The sequence below is a fragment of the Streptomyces sp. NPDC026522 genome (assembly GCF_055567555.1).
Genome location: NZ_JBVHQF010000004.1, coordinates 316,786 through 328,828 on the forward strand (window position 1 = coordinate 316,786; position 12,043 = coordinate 328,828).

Sequence of the window (12,043 nt, forward strand, 5' to 3'; positions counted from 1 at the left end):
GACCGGCCGCGGGCGCGCCCAGCTCCGGCGGTTCCTAGAGGTCGTCCTGGGGGCCGGGCTCGTCCTCCAGGGGGCGCTTGCGCAGGAGCAGGACCACCATGCCGCCCAGTACCACCAGGCCGACCGCCAGGGCCGCGATCACCGGGGTGGCCGCCGAGCTGCCGCTGGTGGCGAGGCGCTCCCCCGCGGCGGAGTCGTCCGGCGACGTCAGCGCCACCGCGGCCGCCCCGCCCATCGGGGCCGTCCCGGGCGCGGGCCAGAGCGCCGTCGCCGTGGCGGCCGTCGCGACCGCGCTGGAGCCTGCCACGATCTGCGCCTGCCCCGGGACCCCGTTGGCGAAGACCCGGCCGACCGGGACCCTGGTGGAGCCCTGGACGATGACCGAGGCGTGCCCGTCCGGGGTGCCCGGGGGCACCTCGAAGTAGAGCCGGGTCCCGTTGGCCGCGGTGGTCAGCGGATGCCCGTCGGCGTCCACCACCCGCACCCCCATGGCCACGGCCGCCGCGTCCGGGGTGACCGTCACGCTCTGCGCGCCCGTCCGCACCGTGACCGGCCCGAGCCGGGCGCCCGTCGGCCCGGACACCGGACCGGACACCTCCCCGGGGTCCAGCCCCAGCGACGCCGGCGGTTCCGGCAGCCGGGCCGCCTCCCGCTGGAGGTAGTCGGCGAGCTTCTCCGCCGCCGGGTCCGCCGCCTCGACCTGCGCCCCGTCGGCCAGCCGCCAGATCGCCACCTGAGTGCCGGCCGCCGCGCTCTCGGCGGTGAGGGAACCGGCCCCGGCCGCCTTCGCGAGCCCGGCCAGATCGTTGAGCTGCGGGTAGGAGTGCTCCAGCACCCAGCGGATCCGGCCCGCCTCCTGGTTGGCGGCGAGCGGGGTCCCGCCCCATTCGCTCTCGGTGTACCGGGCTTCGGGCTGCGCGTAGCCCGCCACCCCGACTCCGTACGTCTGGAGCATGCCGCCGCCGTCGACGCGCATCTCGCACAGGCCGGCCGGGATCTGCCGCACCGATCCGTCCCCGCCGCGCAGGACCGCCTGCCCGTACGTCTTCAGGCCGTCCAGCACGGCGCTCGCGCCCCCGGGCGCCCGCTCCGACGCCGAACCGGAGTCGGCCGCGGCCTGCGCTCCGGGCGCGGCGGCCAGCGCCGCCGCCAGCAGCGCCACCGCCAGCGGCCGGCGCGCGGAGGCCCGTACGGAAGCCCGGCCGGAGACCGGAACCGGAATCCGGACCGGAGCACCGTCAAGAGGGGCCGGACCACGGCCGAGAGGAGCCGGACCACCGTCAGGGCGGACCGGACCACCGTCGGCCCCTGGGACGGGCGGGACCGGCGGCGGACCGGTGACAGTAACAACAGCGGGAGCAGGAACGGAGGATGCGGGAACAGCGATCGACACAGTCTTCCCCTTCGGGCCGAAGGCCCAGGTGCCCGTGAGTACCGGGTGATCTTAGCCGCCTCGAACACTCAGACCACCGCCGCCTTCTGAGGACCCATCAGCGGGACGTCCGTTCCGACGACCCGGCGGAACGCCGCCGTCCCGCGGTTGAGGTCGTGTCCGATGGCGAAGGCATCGATCTCCGCCGAGAACCACCGGACGCCGTCCCCGTCGGGCGGGTCCTCCCGGACCCGCAGCCGCCCGTGCACCACCAGCGGTTCGCCGACCGAAACGGAACTCGCCAGGTTCACCGCCAGCGTGCGCCGCGCCCACACCGTGTAGAAGCTGGTGGAGCCGTCGGACCAGGCTTCCTTGCGCCGGTCGAAGTACCGCGGTGTCACCGCGAACCGGAACCTCGCCGACGGACCCGTCGGCGTCTCCTTGAAGTCGATCTGGGTCGCCACATGGCCCACCAGCGTCACCAGGGTGTCGTTCATCCCGGCTGCCCTCCCCCGTATCCGCCCCCGCCCGGACCGTCCGCACGGGGTAGGACCATGCTGGGCCGCCGCCCCCGATCCCGCTCGGGCCTGTGGATTACTGGCGGGTTGTGGACAACCTCGCCACCGTCGCGTACTGCTCGCGCACCTCCCGGTACCGCAGCAGCTCCGCCGCGACCGGCTCCAGCACCCGGGCCCGCCCGCACCCGGCCGCCGCCTGCCGCAGCCGCTGCTCCGCGTCCTGCCCGTACCGGCGCGCCGGGCCCCGCGCCGCCATCGAGCAGGCCCATTCGACCAGGGGCCCGCCGACGATGCCCGCCACCATCAGCAGCACCGGCGGCATCAGGCGCGGCTCCAGGACCCCGATGATCTGCCCGGTCAGCCACGCCCCGCCGAAGACCTGCAGCAGCGTCATGGCCGCCTGCGCCAGTACCGCCGCCGGCCACCACTTGGGCCGCGGCGGCTTGACCTTGGGCACGGCCAGGGCCGTGCCGAGGGTCACCGCGATCTCGTCCAGCGCCTCCGGCAGCCGTTCGGCTCCGCGCACCGCGGTCTCCCGTACCGCCTGCGCCCACGGCTCGGGCAGTCCTACGGCCGCCTCGTCCGCGACGGTCCGTACCGCCTGCTCCACCCGCTGCCGGGCCGTGACCTCCTCCTCGGCCGGCGCCGGTCCGGCTCCCGGGGAGCGCCCGATCGCCGCGAGGGCGGCCAGGCCCGACAGGGAGCGCGGGGCGCGCCTGCTCTCGTACCAGCGCCACAGCCGCAGCCACGGCGTCCCGCACGCCTTGCCGGCGTTGCGCCGCCAGGCCCGCTCGGCGGCGAGGCCCGCCGCGTACGCCCCGACCGCCTCCGCGAGCCGGTCTTCGAACGCGGCGCGCGCCGCCTCCCCGATCTCGGGCCCGGAGTGCCCGCCGGCGACGTACAGCGGATGCAGGTGCGCCGCGGCCCGGTCGACATCGGCGGAGATCCGCCGGGTCGCGGCGCCCTTCTCCTGGGTGAACTGTCCGAGGAGCTCACGGAGTTCCCCGACCCCCTCGCCGGTCAGCGCGGACAGGCCGAGGACGGTGGCGCCGGGCTCGCCGTGCTCGCCGAGCGCCATGCCGTCCTCGTCGAGCAACCGCCGCAGATCGTCCAGGACCAGGTCGGCGGCCTCCCCGGGCAGCCGGTCCACCTGGTTCAGTACGACGAACGTCACCTCCGCGTGCCCGGCCAGCGGCCGCAGGTACCGCTCGTGCAGCACCGCATCGGCGTACTTCTCCGGGTCGACCACCCACACCACCGCGTCGACCAGCGCCAGCACCCGGTCCACGTGCTCGCGGTGCGCGACGACCGCCGAGTCCAGGTCGGGCAGGTCCACGAGGACCATCCCGCGCAGCGCCTCGGCCTCCGAGGTCTCCCGAGGCCGGCGCCGTAGCCGGCCCGGGATCTCCAGCCGGTCGAGCAGCCCGGCGGCCCCGTCCGACCAGCTGCACGCGATGGGCGCGGCGGTGGTCGGGCGGCGCAGCCCGGTCTCGGAGATCTGTACTCCGGCGAGGGCGTTGAAGAGGGTGGACTTGCCGCTTCCGGTGGCTCCGGCGATCGCGACGACCGTGTGCTGGGGGGAGAGCCCGCGCCGCGCCGCCGCCTCGTCGAGCACGCGGCCGGCCTCGGCGAGGCTCTTGCCGTCGAGGATCCGGGTCCGCGACAGCCCGACGAGCTGGCGCAGCGCGTCCAGCCGGGTGCGCAGGGCTTGCGCCTCGGGGCTGAGGGGGGGCGCGGGCGCCTTGCCGGCGTCGTTGTCGGCTCCCGAGACGGCCCGGACGAGCGCCTCGTCGCTGTCGTCGCCGTCGCCGTCCGGGCCCTCGCCGTTGGGGCGGGGGCGCGAGCGTGCGATGAAGCCGTCGTCCCAGCGTTCCTCGCTGCGGTCGGTCAAGGCGCTCACCGTGTCACCTCTCCTTCTGCAGTACGGACAACGCGGCGATCAGCTCGGCCTGTGGTTCGGGGGTCACTTCAAGGGCTTCCAACGGGGCGAGCCGGCGGTCCCGTTCGGCGCGCAGCACCTGGTCGAGGTGTTCGCCGACGAGTTCCCCGCCCCGGTCGCGCAGGCGCAGGGCGGCCTGTGCGCCGATCCGCTCGGCCAGTTTCTCCCCGGCCGGCCGGGCCCGTTTGCCGCCGAGGAGCGCAGAGACCAGGAGGGCGGCGACGCCGTCGGGGTCGGGCGCGGGCTGCCGGTCGAGCTGGGCGACCTCTTCCTCCGCGAGTTCCTCCAGCACGCGCCGCCAGCGCCGTACGGCCATGCCGATACGTTCCGCCGCCTCGCGGTCGGGGGCGGGCAGCGGTACGGCCGCGGCTGCGGGTTCGCGCCGCCAGGCTTCGGCGATCCGCTCGTCGGCGGCGGCGACCGCGCACTGGAGCAGTGCGGCGAGGGATTCGGCCAGCGAGTCGAGCAGTTCGTCGGCGGTGGTGTCGAGGGGGTAACCGCGCCAGCGGGTCAGGGCGTCCCCGGCGAGTACGGCCCCGCGGTCGAGCCGGTTGCGCACCCGCCGGCCCTCGCGCTTGTACGCGTCCTCGACCGCGGCGGTCAGCCGTACGGCGGCGGCGTGCTGGGCGGCGACGGCGGAGGCGAGCTCCGGCATGCGGCGGCCGAGGGAGTCGAGCGCGCCGAGCGCGGTCCGTCCGACGGCGTACTGGCGGGCCGCCGGGTCCGTGGCGTGGTGGCTGAGCCACTCGAACAGCGGCGCGACGGCACTGGCCGGCAGCAGTCCGCCGCCACCGGCCGATTCGGGCAGCTCGGGGACGGTGAACCGCGGTACGTCGCCGAGTCCGGCCCGGGTGAGCAGGGCCCCGTACTGCCGTGAGACGTCGGCGAGCACCTGGTGCGGGACCCGGTCGAGGACGGTGACGAGGGTGGCCTTGTACTGCTTGGCGGTACGCAGCAGGTGCCAGGGGACGGCGTCCGCGTACCGGGAGGCGGTGGTGACCATGACCCATACGTCGGCGGCGCAGATGAGCTCGGCGGCGAGGGTCCGGTTCTCGACGACGAGGGAGTCGATGTCGGGGGCGTCGAGGAGGGCGAGGCCGCGGGGGAGGGTGGAGACGGTCTCGATCCGCAGTTCGCGGGTGGCGTGGTGAGGTGCGCGCGGATTCGTCCTTCTGGGTGCGGGGCGTACGTCCTCCTCGTCCTGCGGCGCCCATACGCGGGTGAGGTCGGGCAGGACCCGCATGCCCGCGAACCAGTGGTGGTCGTCCGGGTGGCAGACCAGTACGGGGACGCGCGTCGTGGGGCGCAGCACACCGGCTTCACTCACCTGGCGTCCTACGAGGGAGTTGACGAGGGTGGACTTACCGGCCCCGGTGGACCCGCCGACGACGGCGAGCAGCGGCGCCTCGGGCGCCTTGAGCCGGGGTACGAGGTAGTCGTCGAGCTGCGCGAGCAGCTCGGCTCTCGTCTGGCGGGCGCGCGGGGCGCCGGGCAGGGGCAGCGGCAGACGCACGGACGCGACCCGGTCGCGCAGGGCGGACAGGGCATCGAGCAGCTGAGGCCGAACATCCAAGGTCACCACATGCGAAGAATGCCCAATTTAGGGCCATTTTTGAAGCTTATACGCCCTCTGCGCGCCGACCGCGACTCCAGCGGGACATCATGGACACGGCGGACGAGTGGGACGCAGGCATAACGAGTGCACAACACCCAGGGGCGCCGCGGCGCAAAAGCGATGCGAGAATCGCACCTGCCTGCGATTATCGGACCGCTTCACCGAACCTCCACATCGTGGCACGCGGGTGAAGCAACCGGGACAAGGCGACCGGAGCCCTATCCTTGACCCGGCACGGACCACAGTCCCACCCCCACCCAGGGGCTCCAGGCCACCACGGCCACCTTCCGGCCCCCGTAGCTCAGTGGATAGAGCAGGTGCCTTCTAAGCACTTGGCCGCAGGTTCGAGTCCTGCCGGGGGCACTCTCCACTTCCCCACCCCGAAGCCCTCCCCCGTGGAGGGCTTCCGTGCGTACCGGGGTGGACGGCACTCGGGCGAGCCGGCACGGGCGGCTGGGGTCAGGTCGGCGCCGTGGCCGGTTCGGGGACCTGGGCGAGCCGGCGGACGGCGAATTCGCGGTTGACGATCGTCTGCTCGCGGTACGCCGGGGGGAGCTCCGGCAGGGTCAACAGGTGGTCGCAGGCTTCGAGCGAAGCCGCGTGGTCGCCCACCCAGTAAGCCGTGATCGAGTACTCGAACAGCAGCCCCCAGCCGTACACCCACGGCTGGACGAAGAGCAGGTCGTCCGGTCTCGGCCGGCCGAGCGCGGACCGGACGAAGGCGTGCGCCGAGTGGTGCCGGCCCATCCGGCGCAGCCGCGAAGCCAGTTCGTAGCAGGCTTCCAGGCGCTGGGGGCGGCACTCCCAGGCGCGCGAGAAGGCGTCCATGGCGGACGGCCAGTCACCGGAGTCGGCCCGCAGGATCCCGGACTGCAGGAGCGCGAAGTACACCTCTTCGGCCCAGCCGCCCATCTGCGCCCGCCGCTCGTACAGGGTGATCGCCTCGTCGCTGCGGCCCATGTCGCGCAGGGTCTGCGCCAGGTAGAAGACGGTCCGGGCGTTGCCGGGGTCGCGTGCCAGCTCGGCGCTCAGCAGCCGCTCGTCGCGTTCGAACTTGTCGTGCTTGGAGCCGCCGTCGCCGTAGTCCTCGATGACGAGCGCGTCCAGGTTCTGCTGGGAGTGCTCCTGGTCGGCGGTCAGGTACTCGTGGGTGACGCCCTCGTAGCGCCAGGGCAGGTCACCGCGGACCAGGCGCTTGATGCGGTACTCGGTCGGGCCTTCGTGACGGAGCATGTAGGAGTCGGCCGTCAGCGCGGGGAGCGGGCCCTCGCGCCGGATCACCAGATCGGCGTCGAGGAGGAGCAGGTAGTCCGCGCGGCCGCGGGCGCGCGCGATGTTCAGGCTCCGGTTGTGGCCGAAGTCGCGGAAGGGCTCCTCGTACAGTTCGCCCGGAATGCCCTGGAGCGCCGCGCGGATGAGCTCCTGGGTCCCGTCGGTCGAGCCGGTGTCGGAGATGACCCAGGTGTCGATGAGGTCGCGGACGGCTGCGAGGCACCGGTCGATGACCTTCGACTCGTTCTTGACGATCATGCAGAGGCAGACGGACGGCTTCACGGCATCACCATTTCGTGCGGGACGGGCCGGGCGACCTGGCGAGATGCGACCTTAGGGACCGGTCCGGAAGGACCACGGGCGCCGCGCCGACCACCCGGGCGGGTTCGCCGGAGGGCACGCGCCCGTTGGAGCTCGCCTTGTAGGCCAATCCGTTAATAGGCCGACAAAACTCTCAAGTCACCACATCAGGACTCCGATGACGGCAGGGGAAGCGTGAACCCGCTTCCGGCACCAACCCCTGATCCGGCTCGACAAGGAGCACACGAATGAGTCCTGGGCCCACGAACCGGTCCTCTCTTGGACCGCTTCCCCAACGCGGCAGCTGGCTGAAAGGCGGCGTCGTCGCGTCGCTCGCCCTGTTGCTGACGGGAATCGCGAGTCCCGCGATCGCCATGGCGCCGAACGCCATCACGACCACAGCCGACATCCGTTTGTCGGGTCCGATGAACGGTGGCGACGAAGACCACTGCCAGGGCAGGCCGCCGCACCACCACGACGGACGTCCGGAGGACGGCCACGGGCAGGAGGACCACGGGCAGGCCCGCCTCGGTCAGCCGGGCCCGGAGAAGGTGGTTCCCGGCCAGCAGACGGCCGGGAAGGCGGTCCACGGCGACCAGTGCGAGGGCCCGACCGGACCGACGGGTCCGACCGGGCCGCCCGGACCGACGGGTGACACCGGTCCGACCGGCGACACCGGACCGACGGGTGACACCGGTCCGACGGGTGACACCGGACCTGCGGGCCCGGCGGGCGCGGCGGGACCTGCGGGCGCGGCGGGACCTGCGGGTCCTGAGGGCGCTGCCGGGCCGGCCGGCCCGGCGGGTGCGGCCGGACCGGCGGGGCCTGCGGGCCCGGCGGGCGCTGCCGGACCGGCGGGCCCGGCAGGTGCTGCCGGACCGGCAGGGGCGACCGGCGCGACCGGGGCGACGGGCGCCACCGGCCCGTGCTCCGACATCGACGCCCTTGCGCCCTCGGCCACCGAGGACTTCCAGGCCGTGCTCACCAACGGCAGGACGTTCGTCGGCAGGGGGCCCTCGCTGGGCGGGACCATCGTCTGGCAGGACCTCAGCAACACCACGGGCACCATGACCGACCCCGCGAACCCGAACTACCCCGCCGGCGTCTGCGGCATCGCCATTGAGGCGCAGGGCGCCGACGCCTACGTCAAGGCGGTGACGGTGAGCGGAACCGTGTGGCAGACACACGGCGACGTCAACGACACCAATTTCACCTGGGACGAGCCGTGGGTCCAGCAGACGACCCCGACTCCGGTGAACCCGCTCCGGGCCAAGAAGCACACGACAGCGATGAAGCCCGCCGCCGGGCCCAAGGGCGCCGCGATGCCCAAGGCCGCCCCGAAGGGCATGAAGCGCCCCTGACCCGTCGGGTCGTGGCGTACGAGGTACCGAAGCACTGAGGTAGTGCGGTGATGTGTGCTGTGTCCGCCGGTATGCCGGGGACGCAGCACACTGTCGCGTCCGGGGGCGTCAGGGGGGCGGGTCATGAGACGGGGGCGGCGGCGGGGCCGGTGGCGGTCGGCACGGCGGTGCCCGGGGCGACGCCGAAGGTCTTGACGGCCTGGTAGTAGGTCCACGCGGTGCTGAGGCAGGAGGCTCGGCGGGCCCCCGCGTAATGGGCGCACACGCGCTTCATGTCGGCGTGGAAGGCATCGTCCAGGCGCGGCTTGTGTTCGCGGAAGCGGCCTGCCGCGCCGTAGTTGCGGTAGCCGAAGTCGTGGCGGGCGCAGGCCATCCGGAAGGGGAAGCCGAACGGGCTGTCCGGGGAGGTGGTGCAGTAGTCCGTCGTCCAGTCGAAGGCGTACGCCGCCCAGTCGCGCCGGTTCGCGCGGGCGGCGGCCCAGGCGTCGTAGCTCGCGGCGCTGGTGCTGGTCCAGCCGTTCAGGACCTGCGGCTTGTCCGCCGGGGGCGTGAGGGCCAGCAGGCCTGCGGCGGCGGAGGCGAGGAGCGGGGCGATGAGGCGCAAGGCGGTCCTCCGGAGGGCGACGGCGGCGGGGACGTGCCGGACGGGGGCGGCGCCGGCGGGTACGGCTCCTCTAACGCTGCGCGGCGGCGCGGGTGTCGCAGGGCGGCGGGGTGTGTACGCCTCAGGTATGACAGCGCGTCACTCGACGGCGATACGCCGGCCGGGGGCGTCGGCCGGCCAGGCGCGCCGGCAGGCGAGGCCGTGACCGGGGCCGTGACCGGGGCCGTTCGGCCGGCGGGGCAGGGAGGGCGCGCCGGGGCGTGGGCGGACGAGCGAGTTCCGCGCAGGGGCGGAGGGCGCGTGGGGAACGGACACCGCTCTCAGGTATGAGTCCCGTCAGACTTACGGCAGATTCTCGGTTCGTCCTGCGGAGGGACGCGCGAACGGGTCCCCCGGGCGAACACTTGTCGTCATGAACCGCCGTCCGCTCGTCCTCGTCGCCGCCACAGCGGGAGTCCTGACCACCGCCGCCCTCGCCCTGCCCCACCTTCCGCCCAACCCGGTCTCGGACTCCTTCAACGAGAGCGTGTTCAAGGAGAAGGGGAAGCATTTCGCGACCGCCGCCGATGCGCCCGCGCGCGGCGACCGGGCGTTCGCCCTGCCGAGCTGGGTCCCGAAGGACGCCACGGACATACGGGTACGGGTGCGGACCGATGGCCAGGCCCGGCTGATCCGGTTCACCCTCGGCGCGACTCCGCTGGACGGCCCGCAGTGTGCCGCGGGGACGCCGAGCAAGGTCCGCGGGCCGGTCCTGAACGCCCGGTGGTGGCCGGGTGACACCCGGCAGGATGCGCGGCCCGAGTGCCGGGACCAGTACCAGTACCAGGTCGCGGTACGCGGCAAGCGGGTCTACGCCTGGACCGACGGAACGGCTTCGCCGGGCGGCCACATATCCCAGCCGACGACCCAGCCGACGACCCAGCAGGCGACCCAGCAGGCGACCCGGCAGGCCACCCCGGCGGTGCGGGCGTCAGCCCAGCGGTAGGCCGTGCCCGTGCGGTGACCCGCCGGCGCCGCGCGGGTCGCCGACCGGTCAGGCCGCTCGCAGGGCCTCGGCGGTGGCCCGGGCGAAGCCGTCGGGGTTGTCCAGCATGATGTTGTGCCCGCAGCCGGGGACCGGGACGACCACGACGCCGGCGGCCGTGAGAGCCTCGGTTCCGGGCAGCGGCCCGTCCGCCTCCGGGAGCAGGAAGGTGCGTGGGATCTCCAGTTCCACAAGCAGCTCTCGCATGGTGGGTGTGGTTCCCGCGACGAGGTGCACGGCGGAGCGGTACAGGGCGGTACGGCCGGCCAGCCGCACGGTGGACCACCAGTGCGGGCCCACCCGGTCGGCCAGTTCGGCCCAGCCGCGGGCCAGGAACTCCTCCTCGGTGTAGGAGGCGATGCCGGCGCTGCCTGCCGTGCGCCGGTCGGGCCGCGCGGGGTCCAGATTGGCGTCGACCAGCACGAGCCGGGAGACCAGTCGGGGGTGGCGCGCTGCCAGTACGACGGCCACGGCACCGCCCATGCTGTGGGCGATCACCTCGGCGCCCGTGGCACCGGCCTGGCCGAGAGCGCTGGCGAGGGCGTCCGCGTGCGCCTCCAGGGTGTACGTGAACTCCTCGGGCCGGTCGCTGTGTCCGTGACCGAGCAGGTCGAGGAGCAGCGAGCGCCGGCCGGCCAGCAGCGGGTGGCATGCGGCGGCCGCGAAGTAGGCGGGGGAGGTGGCGCCGAGCCCGTGGAGGTAGACCCGCGCGGGTTCCTCCCCGGGCAGTTCGACCCAGCGGATGCGGTCGTCCTGCGGTGTCACGACGGCACTGTGCACGGTGTTTCCCCCTGGAACGGTGGTGCGGCGGAGCTGGCACGAGGCTAACCGGGGCGCTGAGGGCGGTGGCCGCCTCGTCTACCCTCGTCAGGTGACGGTGTACGTGAACCAACTCGGCGGTGACCCACCGCGCGTCGGCCCGCCGCCCGAGGGCGGGGGCCTGACCGTGTGGGCCTTGGACACGCGGCGCGGCGTCGTGGCCGGGCACGCGGTGGAAGAGGCCGCGGCGGTACTCGACGCGGCGGAGCGGGAGCGGGCCGGGCGACTGGTCCGGCCCGCCGACCGGCACGGCTACCTGGCCTCCCACCTGGGGCTGCGGGCGCTGCTCGGCGCGTACCTCGGGACGGCTCCGGCGGACGTCTCGCTGATCCGCGAGGAGTGCCCGTGCTGCGGCGGTCCGCACGGGCGCCCGGCGGTGGCGGGCGGCGGGGTGCACTTCTCGCTGTCGCACACCGCGGGCTTGGCGTACCTGGCCTTCGCCGCGACGCCGATCGGGGTGGACGTGGAGGGCACCCCGGGTGCGGCGGTGGTGACGGACGTACTGAGCACGCTGCATCCGGCCGAGACGGCGGAACTCACGGCGCTGGCGGAGGCGGACCGCCCGGTGGCGCTGGGCCGTCTTTGGGCCCGCAAGGAGGCCGTCCTCAAGGCGACGGGCGCGGGACTCGCGCGGGGCGTGGCCGAACCGTACGTCGGCTCGGGCCCGGCCCCGGCGCAGGTGCCGGAGTGGACCCTGCGCGACCTTCCGGCCCCTCCGGGCTACGCGGCGGCCGTCGCTGTGGCCACTGCCCCGGCCGGGCGCTGACGCAGCGGGTCGGGACGCGGCCGGCGGCCGGCCTTCACAGCTGCCACGGCCCCGGCCCGGCGGCAGGCGCTACCGGTGCAGTGTGCCCACCGGTTTGGCGTCCCGTTCGCGAGCGAGAACCTCGGCTCGCCCTCGATGAACCGGGCTACCGCCCGTGCGGCCTGCGCCGCCGCCTGCGCCGGGCCCGCGCGTTCGGCTTCGTCGCCGCTTACCGCGTAGGGGGTGCCGCCCCCGGTCGAGCGGGCCTCTTCCAGCGGAAGAACGAGGGGCCCGAGCGCGTTCACGGCAGCTTCCGCGAGCGGTGGCGTGCCGGGTCGCATGCCCCGCCCGGCGGTAGGCGGCGCGGCCGGACGGGACAAGGGGCGCGGCGAGCGGGCACCGTCCAGCAGACGGGTTGACCGGCCGGGCGGGCGGCGTCCAGCCGTAGCGGGCGGCCGGGGCGGTTTAGCATCG

10 protein-coding genes and 1 tRNA gene are annotated in these 12,043 nt (G+C 74.4%); 4 read left to right on the forward strand and 7 right to left on the reverse strand.

Annotated elements, in window-relative coordinates; genetic code table 11:
• Positions 1–34: 34 nt before the first annotated feature.
• The 4 genes from ACZ4M3_RS12855 to ACZ4M3_RS12870 form a co-directional block, all read right to left on the reverse strand.
• A complete protein-coding gene (locus ACZ4M3_RS12855) occupies positions 35–1,162 on the reverse strand; it encodes a TQXA domain-containing protein (RefSeq protein WP_467731825.1) in 1,128 nt (375 codons plus the stop codon).
• A 299-nt stretch (positions 1,163–1,461) separates the two neighbouring features.
• A complete protein-coding gene (locus tag ACZ4M3_RS12860; protein ID WP_467731827.1) occupies positions 1,462–1,869 on the reverse strand; it encodes a single-stranded DNA-binding protein in 408 nt (135 codons plus the stop codon).
• A gap of 97 nt (positions 1,870–1,966) precedes the next feature.
• Positions 1,967–3,790 (reverse strand): YfjP family GTPase, encoded by a 1,824-nt coding sequence (locus ACZ4M3_RS12865; RefSeq protein WP_467731829.1) that lies wholly within the window; start codon positions 3,788–3,790, stop codon positions 1,967–1,969.
• A gap of 4 nt (positions 3,791–3,794) precedes the next feature.
• The gene (locus tag ACZ4M3_RS12870; RefSeq protein ID WP_467731831.1) at positions 3,795–5,402 is read right to left on the reverse strand and encodes a dynamin family protein; all 1,608 of its coding nucleotides are present in this window, start codon (positions 5,400–5,402) and stop codon (positions 3,795–3,797) included.
• Between the two features lie 332 nt (positions 5,403–5,734).
• On the opposite strand from ACZ4M3_RS12870, the gene ACZ4M3_RS12875 reads away from it, so the two are divergent.
• Positions 5,735–5,807 (forward strand) — tRNA-Arg (locus ACZ4M3_RS12875).
• Positions 5,808–5,903: 96 nt separating this feature from the next.
• Here the strand turns inward: ACZ4M3_RS12875 and ACZ4M3_RS12880 are convergent.
• On the reverse strand, positions 5,904–6,998 hold the full coding sequence (locus tag ACZ4M3_RS12880; RefSeq protein WP_467731833.1) for a tetratricopeptide repeat protein: 1,095 nt from the start codon (positions 6,996–6,998) through the stop codon (positions 5,904–5,906).
• Positions 6,999–7,264: 266 nt separating this feature from the next.
• Here ACZ4M3_RS12880 and ACZ4M3_RS12885 point away from each other — a divergent pair, with 266 nt between their 5' ends.
• On the forward strand, positions 7,265–8,377 hold the full coding sequence (locus ACZ4M3_RS12885; RefSeq protein WP_467731835.1) for a hypothetical protein: 1,113 nt from the start codon (positions 7,265–7,267) through the stop codon (positions 8,375–8,377).
• A gap of 121 nt (positions 8,378–8,498) precedes the next feature.
• Here ACZ4M3_RS12885 and ACZ4M3_RS12890 read toward each other — a convergent pair whose 3' ends face one another.
• Positions 8,499–8,981 (reverse strand): phospholipase, encoded by a 483-nt coding sequence (locus ACZ4M3_RS12890; protein WP_467731837.1) that lies wholly within the window; start codon positions 8,979–8,981, stop codon positions 8,499–8,501.
• 412 nt (positions 8,982–9,393) lie between these two features.
• Between ACZ4M3_RS12890 and ACZ4M3_RS12895 the strand changes: the two genes are divergently transcribed.
• Positions 9,394–9,966, forward strand: a complete 573-nt coding sequence (locus ACZ4M3_RS12895; RefSeq protein WP_467731839.1) for a hypothetical protein — start codon at positions 9,394–9,396, stop codon at positions 9,964–9,966.
• A gap of 48 nt (positions 9,967–10,014) precedes the next feature.
• Here ACZ4M3_RS12895 and ACZ4M3_RS12900 read toward each other — a convergent pair whose 3' ends face one another.
• Positions 10,015–10,785 (reverse strand): alpha/beta fold hydrolase, encoded by a 771-nt coding sequence (locus ACZ4M3_RS12900; RefSeq protein ID WP_467731841.1) that lies wholly within the window; start codon positions 10,783–10,785, stop codon positions 10,015–10,017.
• Between the two features lie 91 nt (positions 10,786–10,876).
• Here ACZ4M3_RS12900 and ACZ4M3_RS12905 point away from each other — a divergent pair, with 91 nt between their 5' ends.
• The gene (locus tag ACZ4M3_RS12905) at positions 10,877–11,590 is read left to right on the forward strand and encodes a 4'-phosphopantetheinyl transferase family protein (protein ID WP_467731843.1); all 714 of its coding nucleotides are present in this window, start codon (positions 10,877–10,879) and stop codon (positions 11,588–11,590) included.
• The last annotated feature ends 453 nt before the right edge of the window (positions 11,591–12,043 follow it).

Excerpts from the sequence above, each read along its gene's own strand:
- ACZ4M3_RS12860 (WP_467731827.1), bottom strand. The coding sequence starts at position 1,869 with ATGAACGACACCCTGGTGACGCTGGTGGGCCATGTGGCGACCCAGATC.
- ACZ4M3_RS12885 (WP_467731835.1), top strand. The coding sequence starts at position 7,265 with ATGAGTCCTGGGCCCACGAACCGGTCCTCTCTTGGACCGCTTCCCCAA.
- ACZ4M3_RS12895 (WP_467731839.1), top strand. The coding sequence starts at position 9,394 with ATGAACCGCCGTCCGCTCGTCCTCGTCGCCGCCACAGCGGGAGTCCTG.